The organism is Actinomyces sp. HMT 175, assembly GCF_016694895.1.
In the GTDB taxonomy this organism is placed as follows: domain Bacteria; phylum Actinomycetota; class Actinomycetes; order Actinomycetales; family Actinomycetaceae; genus Actinomyces; species Actinomyces oris.
Genome location: NZ_CP068012.1, coordinates 1188624 through 1209607, shown reverse-complemented (window position 1 = coordinate 1209607; position 20984 = coordinate 1188624). Strand labels below are relative to the sequence as shown.

Genomic DNA, 20984 nt, shown 5'->3' with positions numbered 1-20984 from the left:
CTCAGCGCCGGCGACTGCCGGCGCAGCGGGCGTTGCAGATGGTCAGGACCGCCCGCTCGACGGCGTAGACGGGGTCGCGGCTGGCCCCCTTGGCCTCGGCGTCGGCCCGGGCCACGGCCAGGATCGAGGTGGCCAGGGCGTCGTCGGACCAGCCCTGGAGCTCGCGGCGGGCCCGGTCCACCTGCCAGGGGGCCATGCCCAGCTCGGCGGGGCTCATGCGTCTGCCCCCGGCGGCCGCGACCCGGGCGAGCTGGCGCACCTTCATGGCCAGGGCCGCGACGATGGCCACCGGGTCGGTGCCGGTGGCCACGGCGTGGCGCAGGGCCGTGATGGCGGCCGGGGTGTTGCCGGCCGCGGCGGCGTCGGCCACAGTGAAGCCGGTGGCCTCGATGCGCCCGGCGTAGTAGGTGCGCACGTGGTCGACGCTGATGGTGCCCTGGGTGTCGGCGAGGAGCTGGTCGACGGCGGAGCACAGCTCGCGCAGGTCGCTGCCCAGGGCGTCGACGAGGGCACCGACGGCCTCGGGAGCGATACTTCGTCCGGCGCGGCGCACGTCGGCCACGACCAGGGAGGACTTGTCCTTGGCGCTCTTGACGGCCTCGCACTGGATGGTCGGGTAGGGCGAGGCCTTGATGGCGTCCAGCAGGCGCTTGCCCCGCTGGCCCCCGTTGTGGCGCAGGATGACGCTGACCTCGGGGTCGGCGGCGCCCACGTAGGCGATGAGGTCGCTCAGCAGGGCGTCAGTCATCTGCTCCAGCGCGGGGACGTAGACGAGTCGGGGCTCACCGAACAGGGAGGGCGACACGAGGGTGTCGAGCTGGTGGGGCTCGTAGGTGGCGGCCTCCAGGCGCGTGATCTCGGTGGTGGGGTCCTTGGCCTTGGCCTGCGCCAGGAGGCTCCTCACCGCTCGGTCGGCGAGGACCTCCTCGCCGGCGCGGATGAGGACGATCGGCGCCAGCTGGGCCTGGTCCCAGCGCAGTCCAGCCGGTGCCTTGCGCGGGCCCCGGGAGCGGGGGGTGCGGGTCGCTGCCATGGGGCAAGCCTGCCACGAGCGGGCCGCCTCAACCGCCCGGCTTCCTCCAGCAGGGCGCGGCGGGCGCGAGGAGCCGCCGCGAGCAGGACCCCGATCTCGCAGGCCCCCAGTGCCAGGGCGCCCGTGAGGCCGCCTGGCCAGGGCAGGGCGGCGCCGGGTAGGTGGGCGAAGAAGCCGGCAATCCGCACCATCCAGGAGCAGGCCGCGAGCGCCGGCCAGGCGGTGACGGCGGCGGCCGCGGGCCAGGCCGGTGCGATCAGCGCCGCCAGGAGCCCGCTGATGGTGGCGATGACGGCAGCCGGCTCACTGAGCAGGTTAGCGGGCACCGACCAGGCCCCCGCCGAGGGCTGAAGGAGGATGAGGATCGGCCCGCAGGCGGCCTGGGCCACCAGCGGCAGGGCCACGGCGGCGGCCAGCCACCTGGGCAGGCGGCGTGAGAGGTGGGCGGCGACTGGCTTGGAGCCGATGACGATCCCGGCGGTGGCCACCACGGACAGTGCGAAGCCGTAGTCGCGGGACTGCCAGGGGTCGATGAGCAGCAGGACGATGGCTCCGGCGCACAGGGCGGGCACGGAGGCGGCGCGTCTGCCGGCGACGACGCCCAGCAGCATGACGGCCCCCATGGTGGCGGCGCGCAGCACGGAGCCTGAGGGGCGCACCAGGATGACGAGGAGGGTGAGCATGACTGCGCCGAGCAGTGCCCGCCACCGCCGGGGCAGCGCCCCGAGGGCTTCCAGGCCCAGTCCCAGGATGATGGCGACGTGCTGCCCGGAGACGGCGGTCAGGTGCGTCATGGAGACAGTGCGCATGTCCTCGCGCAACGGGGCCGGCAGGGCGTGGTCGTCGCCCAGAGCGACACCGGGTACGAGGCTGCGGGCTCCCGGCGGCCACAGACCTGTCTCCTCCCCCGCTCCTGCGGCGACCGGGGCCCCGATGCCCGGGGCGCCGACGGCCTGGGCGAGACCGGCGCGGACGGAGGTGACGGCCCCGAGTATCCCGCTCGGTGGGCCAAGAACGGTCAGACCGGCGCGCTTGGGGATGATGGCCGCCTCAGCACGTCCCGCTTCGGTGGGGCGCAGACGTGTGCGCACGCGGACGCGGGTCCCCATGGGCAGGCTCAGCCACTGCGTGTCGCCCAGGACAGTGGCGCTCAGGGTGGAGGCCCGCGTGTCCACTTGCTCGACGTCGAGGGTGGTGATGACCAGGGTGGAGCGGCTGGTGGCTGAGACTCGCGGCTGCTGGGAGACGGTGCCGATGAGGGTGACCGGCTGCCCAGTGGCCACTGCCGCGGTCAGCGGGTCGCGCTGGCGGGCCCACAGGTGGACGGCGCTGATGGTCAGGACCGCCGCGGCGCACAGGGCGCACACGAGCAGGCTGGCGCTGAGGGTCCCCATCGCCCCGGGGTCGTGCTCGGGGGCGCCGGGACGCGGGTCGGCCCGGTGGCGCGGTGGCCGGAAGCGCAGAACAGCCACCACAAGCAGCGCAGCCAGGGCGGTGCACCCGGAGGCCAGGAGTAGGACCTGCCTCCAGGCGTCTGCCGCCTCACGTCCAACGGCCCACCCGGCGCCGGCCCAGCAGGCCAGCGCCGGGGCGAGCAGGCGCAGGTCGAGGGCCTCGGGGGCCTTGGAGGAGGTGGCGTGCCGGCCTCCGTCTGGGTACCGGTTGCGCTCCTGCTCCTGGCGCAGGTGCGCATACAGCGCGGGGTCGTCCCACGGTGCCCTGGGACTGCCCCCACCATTGCCCCCGTGGTCCTCGTTCATACGGTGGCCTGTTCTCGCAGGCCCTCGAGCTTGGCCTTGCCGATGCCGGGGACGTCGGTGAGGGCGTCAACGCTGGCGAAGGGCCCGTGGGAGTCGCGGTACTCAACGATGCGTTGGGCCAGGGCCGGGCCGATTCCGGGCAGCTTCTCCAGCTCGGAGGCCGAGGCCGTGTTGATATTGACCATCCCGGATGCGCCGCCACCGCCGGACTTTCCCGGGGCGGTTCGCGCACCGGAGGCGGCGTCCCCACCGGTTTGGGGTGCAGGATCGGGCAGGACCTCGCCGATGCGCGGGACCCGGATCTGCTCGCCGTCGGTCAGGACCCGGGCGAGGTTGAGCTGCTGGGTGTCTGCCTCCGCGCTGGCTCCTCCGACGGCGTTGATGGCGTCGGTGACGCGGCTTCCCGGGGGCAGGGTCACCACCCCCGGGCTGCTCACCGCCCCGGTGACGTGGACGACGACGCTGCCCGATGTCGTGCTCAAGTCGCCTGGTCCTGCTGCCGGTCCCGTGGTCGGCACCGGGGCCGGTTTCATGCCTGGACTCGCGGCCGACCCTGTGGGTGGGGGCCGCATTGGAGCCGATGCCCCCGCCGCTGCGGCCGGAGCCTCGTGGCCGCCGGTGCCGGCGGAGACCAGTACGGCTCTCAGGGCCAGGGCGAGAGCCAGGATGAGGAGGGCGGAGCCGGCGATGATCGCCGCCCGGGGCGCGATCGCGAGGCGACGTGGCCTGCGCACCGGCTCCTCGGGGTCGGTTGAGCAGGCCAGACGCACAAGGTCATCCAGGGACCTGTGCGCGTCGCTCCGTCTGGCTCCCATGTCCTCGACGGTAGGGACCGGACCCATGGGGCGCATGGTGAGGCCGTCTGCCCTGTGGAGAGCAGTGGCGCCTGGCGGCCTGTGGCAACCGGGCCGCGTCGTCAGGCCTGGCTCAATGGGTCTTCAGGTCCGGGGCGACGGCGATGCCGAGGGCGCCGGGGCCCACGTGGGTGCTCGTCGCCTCGTCGACCGGGAGGGTGAGGACCTCGGAGACCTTGGCTCCTGCCTCCTCCATGGCCTGGCGCAGATCGGTCTCGAGCAGTGCCAGCTTGGAGGCGTCGTCGCCTTGAATGACCAGGCGCACCGGGTCTGCGGGGTGCCTGGGGCCGGACAGGGCGGTCCCGCCGGCGACGCGGACGGCCTGCGCGATGAGGTGGCGCCTGGCTCGGGCCGCTCCGCGCACGGTCTCCAGCGTCCGGATTCCGTCGCGGGTCAGGGCCAGGACCGGGCGGATTCCCAGGACACCGTCCAGGCGGGCCGTGGTGCGGTCGATCCTTCCCGAGCGGGCCAGGCGTCCCAGGTCGTCGACGACGAAGAGCTGGCAGGACCGGGCGGTGCTGGCCTGAGCCAGGGCGGCACCGCGACGGGCGTCGTGGGCGCCGGAGGCTGCCAGCACCGCGAGCCCCAGGGCGCCGGAGCTGGTGCCGGAGTCGACCACGCGCAGCCACTGCGGGCGTCGGCGCCCCGCGCTCGGGCCCGGGCCGTTGGGCTGGTCCCGGTACTCGGCCTCGAGCTGGGCGGCGGCGATGCGGGCGTTGTCCATGGTGCCGGACAGGGCCGAGGAGATGTGGATGGCCAGGACCTCTTCGGCCCTGCTGGCCGCGCGCCGGTAGGCGTCCACCAGCTCCTGGACACTGGGCCGTGAGGTGGTGGCGGGCTCACCGTTGTCAGCGGGGATGGCGTGCAGCGGCACCACCTCGATCGCGCGCTCACGCAGCAGGGGCTCCGTCAGGCAGGCGGCGGAGTCGGTGACGACGGCGAGCGACATGCCGCATACCTTATCGGCAAGCCGCGCACTGACCGGCAAGGCGCCACGGCTGCTCTCCAGGGCCGGCCGTCAGCGATACGAGACCAGGAGGTCCTCGTAGAGGTTGATGAGCCGCCTGGTCATCGTCTCGGAGTCGAACTGCTGAGCCACCTCCAGGGCCCCCTCGGACAGCGCGGCGAGCCGGGCGTCGTCGGACAGCAGGGAGGCGAAGACCCGGGCGAAGTCCTCCCCCTCGATGCCGTCGGTGAGGATGGCGTTGCGCTCGGTGAGGCACTCGGTCATCCGCTCGTCGCAGTAGACGATCGGCAGCCCGCAGGCGGCGGCCTCCAGGAACACCATGGGCTGGTTGTCGAAGTGGTAGGAGGCCAGGGAGAAGACGTCGGCCTGCTTGAGCAGGACGGCGACCTCCTCCGGCGAGCACGTGCCGGTCAGGATCACCCGGTCCGCCACCCCGAGCTCCTCGGCGCGCCGCCCCAGCTCCTCCTGGGAGGGGCCCGGGCCCACGAGCACCAGCTTGACCGGCAGGCCGGACAGGTGGGGCATGGCCTCAACGAGCGTCATCTGCCGCTTCTCCGGGCTGAGGCGGGCCACGCAGATGATGATCTTCTCGCCGGGGGCCTTGGGGATCGGTGAGTCGGCGGCGCGGGCACTGCGGTAGCGGGTGGAGTCCAGCCCGTTGGGCAGCACCATGCAGGGGGTGGTCAGTCCGCCGTCGTCGATGAGAATCCGGGCCAGGTGCTGGGAGGGCGACAGGCATGCGTCGCACTTGTTGGCGAAGGCCGCCGTCAGGCGCCACCCCTGACGGGACAGGGCCGTCTTCATGTCGCGCTTGTTGAGGTGCTTGATGGTCTCCCGGTGAACGCGCGGCAGGACAGGCTGCGACTTGAGCGCCACGGGGAAGGCGACGGACAGGGCCAGCAGGCCCGAGAGCACGGCCAGCGGGTAGTCGTCGATGAGCTCGGTGTAGAGGGTGTGGATGGTGGTGACGTGGGGGATGTTCTGGCGCTTGGCCACCCAGTGCGCCAGGACCCCCAGGCTGAACTGGGTCTGGCTGTGGACGATGTCGAAGTCGTAGGCGTCGAAGCGCCGGGCCAGGCCCGGATAGATGGTGGCGACCTCGCGGCTGTCGAAGACGTAGTAGCGAGAGGAGGACAGGCGGATGACGTGATCGTCGGTCTCCTCATAGCCCTCGGCCTTGGGGGCCACCACGTAGACCTCGTGTCCCATGCGCTCCAGGGCGGCACGGAAGGTGGCTGTGGAGGTGGCCACGCCGTGGACGGAGGGCAGGTAGTCGTCAATGAAGAAGGCGATCCGCACAGCGTTCACCTGTTCCTGTGGTTCGGGTGCACCAGCAGCAGGCCCGTCAGGGGCGGTTCTTTCGGAAACGACGACGCAGGGGGCAGCATGGGGGCGTGTAAACCTCGCGGCACTGGGGCGGGCAGGTGCGGGATCAGACGTAGTATCTCAACGCCATTGAGGCCCGAGGGTACCTTGTTCGCCGGGCTCCTGCCTCTCTCGCGGTCAGAAACGGCGCCGGCTCCACTGGCACGCCCAGGTCAGCGCACTGGCAGGTTCGGCGTTTACGATGGTTCCATGACCGATTCCGCTGAGATCGCACGCCTCAAGGCCGAGGCCGCCCAGGCCGCCGCCGAAGCCGCCGCAGCCAAGGCAGCCGCCGCCCAGGCGGCCCTTGACGCCGCCATCGCCTCCACCCCGGCCTCGGCCGTGGAGCAGGCCGGCGAGCCCCGCACTACTGACGCACCGGGCGAGCCCCCCGCTCAAGCAGCCGATGCCACCCCCTCCGCCGAGCCGGCTGCGGCCGCCGATCAGCCCCAGGAACCCGTGCAGGAGCCAGTTCAGGAGCCGGCACCCGCGCAGGCCGAGACCGCCGCTGCAGCCGAGCATGCCTCGGGCAGTCAGGAGGCCGAGGAGACCGGCTACACCGCCCAGGTACGTTCCGGCTACAGCTTCTCCTCCCCCACCCTGCCGGTGGGCACCTACCTCGACACGCTCTCGGGCGGTGAGCCCGCGGCGGTCAAGGGCCTGTCGGTGGGCATCCCGCTGGGACTGCTCAACCGGCACGCGCTGGTGGCCGGGGCGACCGGAACCGGTAAGACCCGCACGCTCCAGCTCCTGGCCGAGGGACTGTCCGCCGCCGGCGTCCCGGTGTTCCTGGCCGACGTCAAGGGGGACCTGACCGGACTGGCCGAGGCCGGAGCCTCCAACGACAAGATCGCCTCCCGCATCGCCTCCACCGGCCAGGACTGGACGGGCCAGTCCTTCCCCATCGAGCTGTTCAACCTCGGCGGGTCGGACTCCGGCGCCGGCATCAGCGGCACCCCGATCCGCACGACGGTCACCGAGTTCGGGCCGATCCTGCTCTCGCGGGTCCTGGGCCTGAACGACACGCAGGCCTCCGCCCTCCAGCTGGTGTTCCACTGGGCGGACAGCCAGGGGCTGGCCCTGCTGGACCTGAAGGACCTGCGCGCCGTCGTCGACTACCTGACGAACACGGAGGCCGGTAAGGAGGAGCTCAAGACCATCGGTGGGGTCTCCGCGGCCACGGCCGGGGTCATCCTGCGGGAGATCGCCGCCCTGGAGGCGGCCGGCGGTGAGGCCTTCTTCGGTGAGCCGGCGCTCGACGTGCGTGACCTCATGCGGGTCTCCCCCGATGGGCGCGGCATCATCTCCGCCCTGGAGCTGGCCGACATCCAGTCCCAGGGCACACTGTTCTCCACCTTCCTCATGTGGCTGCTCGCCGAGCTCTTCGAGACCCTGCCGGAGGTCGGCGACCCGGACAAGCCCACCATGGTGTTCTTCTTCGACGAGGCGCACCTGCTGTTCTCCGGCGCCTCGAAGGCATTCCTGGAGGCCGTGGTGCGCACGGTGCGGCTCATCCGCTCCAAGGGCGTGGGCATCGTCTTCATCACCCAGTCCCCCACGGACGTCCCCGACGAGGTCCTGGCCCAGCTCGGCAGCAGGGTGCAGCACGCGCTGCGCGCCCACACCCCGGCCGACGCCGCCAACCTCAAGAAGGCGGTCTCCACCTTCCCGGTCAGCCCGGTGGACCTCAGCCGGGTGCTCACGTCGCTGGGCACCGGCCAGGCCGTCGTCAGCGTGCTGGACGAGAAGGGGCGCCCGGCGCCGGTGGCCCCGGTGGTCATCAACGTGCCCGCCGCCGTCATGGGGCCGGCCCAGGACGGCACCGTCAGCCAGGTGCTGGCCTCCTCACCGCTGAAACCCAAGTACGCCACGAGTGTGGACAACGAGTCCGCCTACGAGCTGCTGGCCCAGCGGGTCCAGGCCGACGCCGAGGCCGCCGAGGCCGCTCGCGCCGCCGAGCAGGCCGCCAAGGAGCAGGCCAAGGCCGACGCCGCCGCCCAGAAGGCCCTGGAGAAGGAGGCCGCCCGCCAGGCGGCTCAGCGTCAGAAGGAGGCCGAGCGCCTGGAGCGCGAGGCCGTCAAGGAGGCCCAGCGCCGCCAGCGCGAGGCGGAGAGGGCCGCCGAGCGGCGCAAGCGGGAGGTCGAGAAGACCATCGGCTCGGTGGGCCGCCAGATCACCCGCGAGATCACGCGCTCCATCTTCGGCACCCTCAGGCGCCGCTGAGAACCGGCTCATGCTGAGCGAAGGGGCTGCACCAACCATCTCGGGTCGGTGCAGCCCCTCGTGCTGTTCCTGAGCTACCGCGGCGCGGCCGTGAGCGGCACCGTCGGAGAGCCCACCCCGATCACTCGGGAACGATACTCACCAGCTTGGGGGCGCGCACAATCACCTTGCGCACGCCGCGCCCGTCCAGGGTGCGGATGACGCCGGGGGCCTCCAGAGCCAGTATCTCGAGCTCGGCCTCGGAGATGTCGGGGTCGACTTCGAGGCGGTCGCGGACCTTGCCCTTGACCTGGATGACGCAGGTGACCTTCTCGGCGGCCAGCAGCGCCTCGTCGGTCACGACCGGGAAGTCCTCGTGGGCCAGGGAGTGCTCGTGGCCCAGGCGCTTCCAGATCTCCTCGGCGATGTGCGGGGCCACAGGCGCCGTCATGAGGACGAGGGCCTCGACGGCCTCACGCGGGACCTCCCCGAGCCCGGTGAGGTGGTTGTTGAGGACGATGAGCTTGGCGATGGCCGTGTTCAGGCGCATCCCCTCGTAGTCCTCACGCACGCCCACGATCGTCTTGGCCACGAGCCGGCGGGTCTCCTCGTCGGCGCTCTCCTCGGTCACCGTCAGCTCGCCGGTGGTCTCGTCGATGACGTTGCGCCACAGGCGCTGCAGGAAGCGCTGGCTGCCGGCGACGGCGCGGGTGTCCCACGGGCGGTCGGCGTCCAGCGGCCCCATGCTCATCTCGTAGACGCGGAAGGTATCTGCGCCGTAGGCCTCGTACATGTCGTCGGGGGTGACGATGTTCTTCAGGGACTTGCCCATCTTGCCGTACTCGCGGCGCACGGGCTGCCCCTGCCACAGGTAGCTGGTGGAGCCGTCCTCGGCGGTGACCTCCTCGACCTCGTCAGCGGGCACGTACTGGCCGCGGGAGTCGGTGTAGGCGTAGGCCTGGACGTAGCCCTGGTTGAAGAGGCGGTGGTAGGGCTCGGAGGAGGAGACGTGGCCCAGGTCGAACAGGACCTTGTGCCAGAAGCGCGCGTAAAGCAGGTGCAGGACGGCGTGCTCGACACCGCCGACGTACAGGTCGGTGCCGCCGGAGATGTTGCCGGCCTGCGGGCGCGGCCCCATCCAGTAGGCCTCGTTGGCCGGGTCGACGAGCGCCTTGTCATCGGTGGGGTCGATGTAGCGCATCTCGTACCAGCACGAGCCGGCCCACTGCGGCATCGTATTGGTCTCGCGGTAGTAGGTCCGGGGGCCGTCACCCAGGTCGAGCTCGACCTCGACCCACTCGGTGGCCTTGCCCAGCGGCGGCTCCGGGGAGGAGTCGGCGTCGTCGGGGTCGTAGGAGCGCGGCGAGTAGTCGGTGACCTCGGGCAGCTCGACCGGCAGCATCGACTCGGGCAGGGCGTGGACGCCGCCGTCCTCGTCCCACACGATCGGGAAGGGCTCGCCCCAGTAGCGCTGGCGGGAGAAGAGCCAGTCGCGCAGGCGGTAGGTGACCGCGCCGCGGCCGGCGCCCTTGGCCTCCAGCCAGCCGATCATGGTGGCCTTGGCCTCGTCCTTGCCCATGCCATTGATGTCCAGGTCGCCCTGGGCGGAGTTCACGACCACACCGTCACCGGTGTAGGCCTGGGCGCTCAGGTCGACGCCGTGGGGGTCGTCGGCTGGGCCGATGGTCTGGACGATGTCGATGTCGTACTTAGTGGCGAAGGCGTAGTCGCGCTCGTCGTGGGCGGGCACGGCCATGATGGCACCGGTCCCGTAGCCCATGAGGACGTAGTCGGCCACGAAGACCGGCACCTTCGCCCCGTTGACGGGGTTGATGCCGAAGAAGCCGGTGAAGACGCCGGTCTTGACCCGGCCCTCGTCGGTGCGGTCGGCGTCCGACGTCGCCGCGGCCTGGGCGCGGTAGGCGGCCACGGCCTCGGCGGGGGTCGCGTAGCCGCCGGTCCAGGCCTCCTTGGTGCCCTCGGGCCAGGCGGCCGGGACAGTCAGGGCCGCGGCGTCGTCGGCGATCTGAGCCTCGGTGCGCACCGAGCCGGAGGCCTGCAGGCCACCCAGCATGGGGTGCTCGGGGGCCACCACCATGAAGGTGGCGCCGAAGAGGGTGTCGGGGCGGGTGGTGTAGACGCTCAGCGACGCGTCCTGCTGGGCGCCTTGTCCGGCCCCGGGGACGGTGAAGGTCACCTCGGCGCCCTCGGAGCGTCCGATCCAGTTGCGCTGCATGAGCTTGACCTTCTCGGGCCAGTCCACGGTGTCCAGGTCTTCGGCGAGGCGGTCGCCGTAGGCGGTGATGCGCATCATCCACTGGCGCAGGTTGCGCTTGAAGACCGGGTAGTTGCCCCGCTCGGAGCGGCCCTCGGAGGTGACCTCCTCGTTGGCCAGCACCGTGCCCAGGCCGGGGCACCAGTTGACAGGGGCGCTGGAGACGTAGGCCAGGCGGAAGGAGTCGACGACCTCGGCCTGCTCGGCGGCGCTCAGAGCGTCCCAGTCGCGGCCGTCGGGGACGGGGACCTGGCCGGAGGCGAGCTTGTCGCGCAGCTCGGTCACCGGCCGGGCCGCACCCTTGCCGCGGCCGTCGCGGCGCGGGGCCTCGGGGTCGAACCAGGAGTTGAAGACCTGCAGGAAGATCCACTGGGTCCAGCGCACGTAGTCGACGTCGATCGTGGCCAGGGAGCGGCGCGGGTCGTGGGACAGGCCCAGGCGGCGCAGCTGGCGGCGCATGTTGGCGATGTTGGCCTCGGTGGAGATGCGCGGGTGCTGGCCAGTGGTGACGGCGTACTGCTCGGCGGGCAGGCCGAAGGCATCGTAGCCCATCGTGTACAGGACGTTCCTGCCAGTCATCCGGGTGAAGCGAGCGACGACGTCGGTGGCGATGTAGCCCAGCGGGTGGCCCACGTGCAGGCCCTTGCCGGAGGGGTAGGGGAACATGTCCAGCAGGAAGAACTTCTCCTTGTCCGCCCCGGGGCCGGCCAGAGCGCCGACGGGGTTGTCGGCGTTGAAGGTGCCCTCGGCCTCCCAGCGGTCCTGCCAGGCGGTCTCGATGGAGTCCGCCAGCTCCGCCGTGTAGCGGAAGGGGGTGTCGGACTCGACCGGTGCGGTTCTCTCTGACATCGCAGCAGCGCTCTTTTCCTACTCGTGCTTCCTGGTGCTGAGGCACAGCCTATCGTCCGCCAGCAGTGGCGCCCGGCGGCGTCCGTCCCACGGGCGGGCGAGACCGGTCACGTCGGCAGAGCCCAGCGAGGTTCGAGCGGTCTCTGCGGGCCATCACGCCGGCTCCGAGAGAGAATGCGCCGGCGATAAAGGCGCCAGATATGCGGTTAATCGTTGCTGTTCCAGTGATTCTGGAGCCTGCTTCAGCGTGCGGGGCACGGGCACCACCTGCTATACTGTACATATGTTCGAAGGTGGTGTGCTTCCTCGCGTCCCGGCCGGTGATGCGGTCGGGATGCTGGGTGCGCCTGGCGGGGCTCCCACGTCGATACCGCAGGTCTCGGCAGAGGAGACGGCAGCCCTGTTGGCCTCCCTGGGTGCGGGCCAGGCGCTGGCCGGTGTGGTGGAGGGGCTGCTGGCCCACCTGCTGGTGACTGCCCAGGACGCCGACGACGAGTGCTCTACCGCTGCCAAGGCTGCCGTGCCGTCCCTCTTCACCAATGAGTCGGGTACTGACGTGGCGCTGGTGGCCGCCTCCGAACAGCGCCGAACAATGAGCGTGGAGGAGGTCGGCACCTCAGGGCTCATGTCTCTGGGGGCCTCGGGTTTGGGAGAGCTGGCCGCGGCCTGCCACCGCCTGGCGGCCTGGGCCACCTGGGGCGAGGCCCTGGCGGCGGCCTGCCTGACCGGGTGCCCTGAGCTGTCCAGTCACCCGGGCCAGTGGGGTCCGCATGCTGAGGTCTCTCCGGTGGTGGGTTATGAGGAGCGGCGGTTCAATGCCACCTGTCTGCTCTCCACCCGCCTGGGCGTCTCTCGGACTCGGGCCGGTCAGATGGTGAATCACGGCCAGGCCCTCATGAGCATGGGCTTCGCCCCAGTCGAGGCCATGGAACGCTGCGGGGTCCTGGACTCGGCGAAGGCGTTCCTGGTGACCCACCGCCTGGAAGACGTACCCACTCCGGTGGCGCTTGCAGTCCAGGACAAGGTTCTGCCTCAGGCGCCTAGACGGAGCGTGTCGCAGGTGGAGAGGGATCTGGATCGTGCCCTGACGGAGATTGACCCTGACGGCCACGCTGAGCGGAGCCAGAACAATACCGAGCAGCGGTGCGTGTCGCGCCCCCGGCCTGCGGGAGAGGGCCTCTGCCAAGTCCGGCTTCTGCTGCCAACCATGGACGCCCTGCTACTGGACGCCACCCTGGACGCAATCGCCGCTTCGGCGCGGGCCTGCGGCGAGAAACGCACCCTGGGTCAGCTGCGAGCCGATGCCATCACCGCGATGACCCTCTCAACACTGCGCACCAGCCAGCAGGCCGCCTACCATATGCCCGCGCAAGACCCCACCACCCCCGCAAACACAAATCACGACGGCAGCAGCGGTGGCGACGACGGCACCGACAACGACAATCACGGAGGGTACAGCCTCGGCGGCGGCATCTGCGGCAGCGGCATCGGTGCCAGCGGTGATGACGGCATCTGTGGTGGTGGTGGTTTGAGTGAGCCGGGTTCAGTGCTCTCGTCCTCGGTTCCTCTTGAGCCCCCTTCCCCGGGGCGGCTGCTGCCTGACGGGGTACCTCTGGAAGGGCTCCTGGGCGCTTTGAGCGGCCTGGTGGGATCGAACAGCCCGTGGTGGACCCCTTCAGCCACCGGTCACCTTCCTCTGCCAGAAGGCATCCGCATCAACGTCAACGTCACCGTTCCTCTGAGCAGCCTGGTTGGTCTGGCTCTGCCGGAAGAGGGCCCCACCGGCGGCGTCGATCCCGGAGGCGTCAGCCCCGGCACCTCATCCGAAGACAACCGGCTCCGGGACGGCATTTCTGGGGGCTGTGGTCCTGGGGACAGCGAGAGCCCCGACGACCCCCGCTGTCTTGATCCAGGTGGAGCCGGCCCTGGCGAATGCTCCACAGCCGCGCCCGAGCCTCTCAACAGCGCAGACTCCCCGAGCGGCGGGAGAAATCTGCCCACCCCCGGTGGGAGAAGTCTGCCCGGGCCTAGAGGGAGGAGTCTGCCTGAACTCGCCCCGGTTGCTCCCACCATCCAGCCCACCGCCCAGGTCATCTCCCCGTTTTCCGCCACACCAGTAGAGGTCGCTGAGGTGAGGATCGGGGCGCGCAGCGCAGCGGTACCGGCCATGACTGCCTGGGCCCTGGCCGCCGGCGGGACCTGGAGGCGCCTGGTGACCGACCCCGCCAGCGGCACCGTCCTGGACGTCGGCCGCACCAGGTACCGGCCTCCGGTGGGACTTGCGGACCTCGTGCGAGCCCGCGACAAAACATGTGTTTTCCCCACCTGCCAGACTCCGGCCTCCCGCTGCGATATCGACCACCTCACCGCCTGGAGCCAGGGCGGGACCACCAGCCTGGACAACCTCGTGGTGCTCTGTCAGGCCCATCACCGACTCAAGCACACTCCCGGATGGGCACTCACCAGAGACCGTGACAGCGGGGTCTTGTCTTGGCACACCCCGGACAAGACCGTCTATCGGCGCCACCCAGACGGCACCATCGACCGCCTGCCCCACAAGGTCGGCCCCCACCAGCACCTTGTTCCCAGCACCGTCGTCCCGGCCGACCTGAGCCAGCAGATCGGCCCTGAGCTCATCGACCGATTCAACACCGCCCTCGACCGTACCCAGCCCAGCAGCGGTAGTGCCCGCCTCGTGACCCGAGGCCCCCTACCCGGCGAAAAGGCGGGAGACTACGAGACCACCCCTCTTCCGAGGGCCGCCCACTCCCTGGGACTAGCGCCCCTCATCGACCAAGCCCCACCCTTCTGACGAGGACAAAGGGGGTAGCGTCGGGGCTACGCGAGCGCCGCGCTGTCCATCTGCGCGGGCACGAACTCGCCCCAGCCGTCCTCGACGAGGCCGGCCCGCAGGCGCTCCATGGCGGCGTCGAGCTCGGGGACCTCGGGGTGGCGGGCCGAGGAGAAGGACAGGTCCTCCTCGCAGCGGATCGGCAGCACGTGCAGGTGCAGGTGGTCGACGCCGTAACCGGCCACGATGAGCCCGGCGCGGGGCGCCCCGAAGACGCGCACCTGTGCAGCTCCAATGCGCTTGGCGACCACGGCCAGGTGCGCCACCACGTCATCGGGCGCATCCACGTAGGAGTCGACCTCGAGCCGTGGGACCACGAGGACGTGCCCATCGGTGTGCGGCTCAATGGTGGCGAAGGCGACGCAGACCTCGTCCGCCCACACGAAACGGCCGGGGATCTCGCCGGCGATGATCTTGGTGAAAATCGTGCTCATGGCCCCATTGTCCCCCAGCCGGGCCCGGATCCGTCCAGGTTTGTCAGCAGACGACCGGTCGCTCACGGGCACGAGTCGGCGCGACGTCGAGCCACAGGCGAATGCACAGATGCCGCGCCAACTGATCCGGAACGAACTGGACCTGAGCGAGATCGAGCCGTTCAACGTGCTCGATGGCCGTGAAGAAGACGGTCTCCAGGTCGCGAACCAGGGCTGAGACACCCGTCACCTCCAGGTGCAGGCCGGGAGTCGCTGGGCCACCATCCGTACTGTCCACTCCTCATCATGGATGAGAACATGCTCTCTGACGGCATAGGCGGAAGTGTCTGCCTCACTTTGGAAGAAACGGTGTCGCCAGGAACTGCCTATTGCTGTCCCATCCCATGAGTCACTCTCACGCTCGAGCCACGATGAACACACAGGAGCCTATCAAACCGGCAAGTACGCAACAGCCCGACTTCGAGTAGTTTCGATAGCAATAGTCCGAAAAATCAAGTCCACACCACCAACTATACCTCTCAACACACTAGATGACCTACAATTTCCACAGTCCACTCTGAATCCAACCATCAGGAGCGCCCGTGCTCCAAAAAGGAACAATCTCGTTTTCTGGAAACGTCTTGAACACCGAAGGCAGTATTTTAAGATTACCCACCTTAAGAACTCTCAGTAGATATTGAATCAAAGTAGCCTGACCAAAAATTCGATTCAGTGCACCGGCACAGAAAAGCACCTCGGGATGCGTTTCCCTTCTCGGCAACCTAGGCGTTTTACCGTAAACTCGATTATACATACGTCCATGATGTGCCGCGATGTTTCTCACTATATTCAGGGCTTTTAGCCAAGATTCCAACTGAGGAGAAGTGAGGTTGACAGCATCAGCAACCTTCACCTGAGCAACGCGAGGTGACATTGAATAAAGATGCGTCAACATCCCCCAGTCCAACACCTCAACCGCCACCCATATCGGAAGGGTTCCACCATATCTCTCCTTGTGGTGCTGCACAAAGTCCTCGCGAGAAGTATCCAACTTTCCGTCATACCTATTCAGCCACTCTTCGTATTCTGACGAGCGCTCCCCTCTTGCGACAGGGCCTAACAAATCTGCATTAAGATGGATGCACGGGTCTATCTCACCCAACGCATGCCCAACCAAGGCTCGCATCGACAGTTCAACTGGCGCCAGCGCAGCGAGGACCGCCACCCTAAGTCTTGCATCAAAATCATAGAGAACAACCACATCATCAAAAGTAGACCCAGGAAGAAAACGATCAGATCGACCATCCCCACCCGGCTTACGCATACGGAACGGATACCAGTACCCCGATAGGCGATAGTAATTGACCCGACGCAATTTCTCGATGACTTGGTCACGATCTGCAACACACATTCCCCGCCCTATAAGGAGATCCACCTGCTCCTCATAAGTTTTAAAGCTTTTGGGTTGTTCAACCACCACTGCCGCCTTGACTCATCGTCGAGATAAAACGAAGACCGGCCCTGGACTTCCTTAACGGAAGCGGAACCGGTCGTGATAACCAGAAATATAATCGACGAAATGCCCGACATCCAACTTAATGGAATATGACTTAAGTCACAATTTTGCACAAAATAGGGTAGTGCGAGCTTCAGGTCAGCCCAACAGCCACAGGGAGCCGTCGGGGATGATGGCCTCCGGGGCACCCTTGGGCACTGTGCTGCGTGAGGCGTCCTCGTCCAGCAGGGCGATGACGGTCGCCCGCCTGCGGCCGCCGCCCTCCACGGCCGGTGCCACGGTGCCCCGATCGCGGATCCGCACCCGGCTGTCCAGCCCGATGCCGGCCCGCTCCAGGCGGCGCAGCGTCTCGGTGTCGTCCTGAATCCGTCCGACGACGCCGTCGGAGCCCACCGGCAACGTCTCCAGGCCCACCAGGTCGGGCACGATGAGGCGGCCGTCGGCCGTGGGGATCGGGTCCCCATGCGGATCACGGGTGGGGTGCCCCAGGACCGCGTCGAGCCTCTCCAGCAGCCGCTCAGAGACGGCGTGCTCGAGCTCCTCGGCCTCAGCATGCACCTCATCCCAGCCGAAGCCGAGCCGAGTGACCAGGTAGGTCTCCAGGATGCGGTGACGGCGGATCATGCCCATGGCCCGACGTCGCCCCTCCTCGGAGAGGGTGACGGCCTTGTAGGGCTCGTGGACGAGCAGCCCCTCCTCCACGAGGCGAGCCACGTTCTCCGAGGCGGTCGAGGGGGCCACCTCCATGCGTTTGGCCAGGCCGGTGACAGAGGCGCCCGCGCCGCCCCACTCGCACGCGGCCCACACAACCTTGAGATAGTCCTGCGTGACGGTCGAGTCCCCCGCCACCGAGGACTTCCCACCAGACCCGCTTGGAGCCCTCCGCTCCTTGGGCGCAGTCACCCGAACAGCCTCGCCAGCTGGCCGCCGAAAGCGATGACGATGGTGAGAACCACCGCCAGGTACATCGCCGCCGTGATCCACCAGCGGGCCTTGAGCACGTCCAGCGCCAGGTTGTCACACAGCCCCAGGTGCCCGCCGGCCGCGGCCCAGGCCCAGGAGTGAGCGGCCACCGGGATGGTGACGGACCAGATGACCATGCAGAAGGGGCAGAGCTTGCCGAAGGTCATGATGGATACGGACAGGAACCAGATGACGAAGGCGATCCCGCCGAGGCTGCCGGCGCTGAGCCCCCACCACATCCAGCGCGGCAGGCGCGCACCGCTGAGCAGTACCAGGCCGATCGCGGCCAGGGCCCCGAAGGCGATGGCCCCGACGAAGGAGTTGGGCACCCCCAGCAGGTTTCCCTGCCACACGTTGAGGGAGTCGCCGCAGGACACCAGGGGGCTGACGTCGCAGACGAGCTCCGCGTACGGGTTGCGCAGCAGGTTGAGCTGGGCGGTGATGAGCTCCCAGCAGGCGAGGATCCCGATCAGTGCGCACACGGTGAGCAGCCAGCCGAATCCCCGCTCGGCCCCGGAGCGCCGCAGCCAAGCTGGGCGCGCGGACGAGCCCTCGCCGGTATCACGACGAGCGCGCCGGTCGAGCTCTTGAGCGGGGCCGGAGCCCAGGTAGGCCTCGAGCTCTTCCTCGCTCATCTCATCGATCTCGGCATCTGTGGGCATGCGCGACATCGTCAGTCTCCTCACCGGTGGTGCATCAGCAGTTCTTCTGGGCCTCGTAGGGTTATCAGGACGAGAGCGTAGCCACAGACGGTCACCTCTGTCCTACCCGTCCGAGGATTCGCTCTCCCCCTGGGGCTCTGCCCCCTCCTGTGGCGCAGAGCCATCCTCGGGCCTCGTGCTCTGCGGGGCTCCGGTCGGTGTCGGCACCGGGGTGGCCGACGCCGTCGGGCTCGGGGTTGAAGCCATCGTGGCTGTCGTCTGTCCCGCGGCGAGACCCGGCACGGACCGCCAGGCCCCCACCGTCACCGAGGCGTCGGAGTGGAGGATGACGGCGCGCCAGGCCACCAGCGCGCCGGCGGAGTCGAAGGACATGACGTGGAGGAAGGCGTCCTCGGTGACCGACCCCAGGGACGTGCCGCCCTTGCCTGCGCCCGAGATGATCCCGGAGACGGGCAGACCGGTTCGGGGGCTGATCGTCGTGGTCATCCCCCGTTCGGCGTGGACGTGCCCGGCCAGGAGCAGCGGCGCGCAGCCCTCCTTGGTGAGCGTGTCGAAAGTGGCGGGCTGATGAATGAGGACGACGTCGACCTGCGTGCTTCCGCAGCTGGTCGTGGCCAGGCGGGAGGCGATCTTCTCGGTGGTCTCCCCGTTGCGGGGCTTGGTGCCCGCAGCTGTTGTGCGCTCGGCGTCGTCGTGCCCCAGGAAGGTGATCCCGGCGACCGTCTGGACCGAGCCGTTGGTGACGGTCCACCCCTGGGAGCGCAGGCGGGCGGCCGTGGCGTCGGAGTCGTGGTTGCCGATCGTGGCGACCTTCTTCGTCGAGCTCGGGACCGCCTGGGTCAGCGCGTCGACGCACACCCGCTCCGGGTCCGAGCCGGTCATGGTCAGGTCACCGTCGTCCATGTGGATGTCGGCGCCCGAGAGCTGGTCGAGGACCCCGGAGAAGGCGATGACGTCGAGGTTGCAGTGCAGGTCCGTGGTGAGCACGGCGGTCTTGCGTCCCCGCTCTGGCACTGATCGGGCCCCGGTCACCGAGATCGAGGGCGTCGCGGTGGCCCGTGGGCTCTCCGAGGGCTGCGGGGCGGTGCCGGGCTCCGGGTCGGGGCCGGCATCCACCAGAGTCTTCGCGGAGGAGGCCCTGACCCGGCTCTGAAGGCTCTCGGTATCCACCTTGCCGTCGACGGCGGTGACGTCCACCAGGCCCTCAGTCTGCTCGGCGGCCTTCCATGCGGCCCGCAGGTTGGTGTCCGCCTTGGCGTAGAAGCCCTTGTTCGTCTCCACGAAGGTGCGCGCCTTGGACCCGTAGGCGGTGACGACGTCGGCAATGCGTCCCGAGAAACGGGCCTGGGCCAGCGGCGTCCCCTCCAGGACGGACAGGGTGGAGCCGGGCGAGGTGGCCGTGCGCATGGCCGGCACCAGGAGGGAGACCGCGGTGGCCACGGTCGCACAGGCCGCCACGGTGGTGGCCCAGCGGTGTGAGGCGCCGGCTCGGACGGTCTCGCGCCAGGGCTTGGTCGGCGCCAGGCGCCAGGCGGCCACACAGCACAGGAAGATCGCCTCAACGACCCCGGCCCGGCGCAGGGCGTCGCCGGCCAGTGCGTAGAGGCCCTGCCGGATCGTCAGGTCGGGGTGGGAGACCAGTGAGAGGTAGGAGGTCGCGTCGGAGGACAGGGACTGGCCCACGCTGGCGGCATTGGCCGTATTGGGTGTCGGATCGCCCGGGATCTCCCCCAGAACCACCTTGACGCCGAGCATTCCTGCCGGGGACTCAAGCGAGGCCGTTCCCAGCGGCCCGAGGTCCAGCGTGACAGTGGAGTCCAGGGTCGTCGACCAGGTCGCCTCATGCGGGCCGACCGGTGACGAGGCCGTCGCCGTGGACAGACCCAGCAGGAGGGAGACGAGGCTGGAGGCCAGTATCATGGCCGCTGTTCCGATCACCGTGCGGGTGCCGGGGCGACGACGACGCCACCACAGGCGCGGCGACAGCAGCACCGTGGCGACCAGGGCGCAGCAGCGTCGCACGGCCGTCAGCAGACCGTCCCACAGGTCTCCTGCTCGCTCGGCGGTGCCGGTATCGGCGTCGGCTCCGGTGTCAGGGCCTGAAGATGTCTGTAACACCGCTCGCCTCAGAGCCGAGCACCCAGCGAGACCTGGGCGGCCGGGTCCTCACCGCCGTGCACGTCAGAGGCGATCAGACTCGCCAGGGAGGTGACGTAGGCAACGGTGTCCTGCCAGCCGCTCACGGCCTGGCAGGGAACGCCCAAGGCCTTGACGGGGTAGTCGTTGCCCTCCGGGTCCAGGCGGTCGCCGACGAAGATCATCTCCTCCAACGCGATGCCGGTCATCTCCGCCAAGCGCTTCATGCCGTAGGCCTTGTCCACCCCTTTGAGGGTGATGTCGACACTTGTGGAACCGCCTGAGCGAACCTCCAGGTCCGGAAGGAGCGGGGCGACGGCGTCACGCAGGGCGGCCTTCTTCTCACCCGTGGGATCCCACGCGCGTTTGGCGTCCAGGGGAGCCTCCTGCCCCAGTGCGGAGAAGGTGATCTGGCTGCCGCGGTCCTCCAGGATCGCCCCCCAGGTCTGCTCCTCCCACAGACCGAGGCGTCGCGCCTGGGCCTCGACGATCTCAAAACCGGTGCGGATCTGCTCAGGGGTGAGGTCGTTGGCGTAGACCAGCGTCCAGGCGTCCTTATCGCTCTGGGCACGGGAGGGGTCGTAGGTGTAGTAGCGCGTTCCGCAGGTGGGCATGAGGTGAAGCCGGGAGAGCTCATCGGCGTCGGCGTCGAGGTGGGCCAGGACCTGGTCGCGGAACTGCCCCACCTGCCCACCGGAGATGATGCAGACGGGGACGACGTCGAGCAGCCGCCTGAGCGCTGTGGCCATGGCCGGTGGCATGGCCGACTTGGAGGGCGCCAGCGTGTCGTCGAGGTCGAAGGCCACCAGGCGGGGCAGCGCCCGGGGGCTCACATCAGTCTGAGTCATAGGCGTATTGTGTCCCACCCGCCTGGAAACCGGCCGAACCGGGCCCCAGACGGGTGGTGGAGTCAGTCTCTCTTCTCAGGCGGTCACGTCCGCGTTTCTCAGCGGACCGCACCGGTCAGTCGGTCTGCTCGGGGTGGAGCATGTGCTCGCGGGCCCGGGCCGAGGCCTCGGCCCGGGCGTCGCGGTCCTCGCGGCGTCCGCGCGAGATGAGCGCGGTGATGGAGACCGCCAGACCGCCCCAGATGATGACAATGGCGAGCAGCATGATGAGCACGGCGATTCCGGTCATC

General features: G+C 69.4%; 16 protein-coding genes. 3 read left to right on the top strand and 13 right to left on the bottom strand.

What is annotated here, in order from left to right; genetic code table 11:
• Position 1 precedes the first annotated feature (1 nt).
• The 5 genes from holA to JJJ14_RS05185 all read right to left on the bottom strand — a co-directional run bounded on the left by holA (position 2) and on the right by JJJ14_RS05185 (position 5922).
• Entirely contained in the window at positions 2–904 is a 903-nt protein-coding gene (holA, locus tag JJJ14_RS05205; protein WP_236592939.1) for a DNA polymerase III subunit delta, read from the bottom strand.
• Complete coding sequence (locus JJJ14_RS05200; protein WP_201444865.1) at positions 901–2793, bottom strand: ComEC/Rec2 family competence protein; 1893 nt, start codon at positions 2791–2793, stop codon at positions 901–903. The genes holA and JJJ14_RS05200 overlap by 4 nt, the downstream gene beginning before the upstream one ends.
• Complete coding sequence (locus tag JJJ14_RS05195; protein WP_201445083.1) at positions 2790–3563, bottom strand: ComEA family DNA-binding protein; 774 nt, start codon at positions 3561–3563, stop codon at positions 2790–2792. Before JJJ14_RS05195 ends, JJJ14_RS05200 begins: the two co-directional genes overlap by 4 nt.
• Before the next feature lie 157 nt (positions 3564–3720).
• Positions 3721–4596, bottom strand: a complete 876-nt coding sequence (locus tag JJJ14_RS05190) for a DegV family protein (protein WP_101586989.1) — start codon at positions 4594–4596, stop codon at positions 3721–3723.
• Positions 4597–4665: 69 nt separating this feature from the next.
• Positions 4666–5922: a glycosyltransferase gene (locus JJJ14_RS05185; protein WP_009406116.1), complete on the bottom strand. Its 1257-nt coding sequence runs from the start codon at positions 5920–5922 to the stop codon at positions 4666–4668.
• 267 nt (positions 5923–6189) lie between these two features.
• Here JJJ14_RS05185 and JJJ14_RS05180 point away from each other — a divergent pair, with 267 nt between their 5' ends.
• The gene (locus JJJ14_RS05180; RefSeq protein WP_101558345.1) at positions 6190–8202 is read left to right on the top strand and encodes a helicase HerA-like domain-containing protein; all 2013 of its coding nucleotides are present in this window, start codon (positions 6190–6192) and stop codon (positions 8200–8202) included.
• A gap of 121 nt (positions 8203–8323) precedes the next feature.
• Here the strand turns inward: JJJ14_RS05180 and JJJ14_RS05175 are convergent, their stop codons facing one another.
• Positions 8324–11305, bottom strand: coding sequence for a leucine--tRNA ligase (locus JJJ14_RS05175; RefSeq protein ID WP_101558346.1), 2982 nt, complete (start codon positions 11303–11305; stop codon positions 8324–8326).
• Between the two features lie 283 nt (positions 11306–11588).
• On the opposite strand from JJJ14_RS05175, the gene JJJ14_RS05170 reads away from it, so the two are divergent.
• Positions 11589–14117 carry an HNH endonuclease signature motif containing protein gene (locus tag JJJ14_RS05170; protein WP_201444864.1) on the top strand — a complete coding sequence of 843 codons (2529 nt, stop codon included), beginning with the start codon at positions 11589–11591 and terminating at the stop codon, positions 14115–14117.
• Between the two features lie 26 nt (positions 14118–14143).
• Here the strand turns inward: JJJ14_RS05170 and JJJ14_RS05165 are convergent, their stop codons facing one another.
• Positions 14144–14590, bottom strand: a complete 447-nt coding sequence (locus JJJ14_RS05165) for an HIT family protein (protein ID WP_201444863.1) — start codon at positions 14588–14590, stop codon at positions 14144–14146.
• Between JJJ14_RS05165 and JJJ14_RS05160 the strand changes: the two genes are divergently transcribed.
• Positions 14574–14807, top strand: a complete 234-nt coding sequence (locus tag JJJ14_RS05160) for a hypothetical protein (RefSeq protein WP_201444862.1) — start codon at positions 14574–14576, stop codon at positions 14805–14807. The genes JJJ14_RS05165 and JJJ14_RS05160 overlap by 17 nt on opposite strands.
• 318 nt (positions 14808–15125) lie before the next feature.
• Here JJJ14_RS05160 and JJJ14_RS05155 read toward each other — a convergent pair whose 3' ends face one another.
• The 6 genes from JJJ14_RS05155 to JJJ14_RS05130 all read right to left on the bottom strand — a co-directional run bounded on the left by JJJ14_RS05155 (position 15126) and on the right by JJJ14_RS05130 (position 20983).
• Entirely contained in the window at positions 15126–16046 is a 921-nt protein-coding gene (locus JJJ14_RS05155; RefSeq protein ID WP_236592916.1) for an Abi family protein, read from the bottom strand.
• Positions 16047–16223: 177 nt separating this feature from the next.
• Positions 16224–16988: a metal-dependent transcriptional regulator gene (locus tag JJJ14_RS05150; protein ID WP_201444861.1), complete on the bottom strand. Its 765-nt coding sequence runs from the start codon at positions 16986–16988 to the stop codon at positions 16224–16226.
• On the bottom strand, positions 16985–17719 hold the full coding sequence (locus JJJ14_RS05145; protein ID WP_201444860.1) for a vitamin K epoxide reductase family protein: 735 nt from the start codon (positions 17717–17719) through the stop codon (positions 16985–16987). The genes JJJ14_RS05150 and JJJ14_RS05145 overlap by 4 nt, the downstream gene beginning before the upstream one ends.
• 93 nt (positions 17720–17812) lie before the next feature.
• Positions 17813–19828, bottom strand: a complete 2016-nt coding sequence (locus JJJ14_RS05140) for a metallophosphoesterase family protein (protein WP_201444859.1) — start codon at positions 19826–19828, stop codon at positions 17813–17815.
• Between the two features lie 8 nt (positions 19829–19836).
• Positions 19837–20694, bottom strand: a complete 858-nt coding sequence (locus JJJ14_RS05135) for an HAD hydrolase family protein (RefSeq protein WP_101558352.1) — start codon at positions 20692–20694, stop codon at positions 19837–19839.
• Positions 20695–20809: 115 nt separating this feature from the next.
• Positions 20810–20983, bottom strand: a complete 174-nt coding sequence (locus tag JJJ14_RS05130; RefSeq protein WP_004565149.1) for a methionine/alanine import family NSS transporter small subunit — start codon at positions 20981–20983, stop codon at positions 20810–20812.
• Position 20984: the final 1 nt, after the last annotated feature.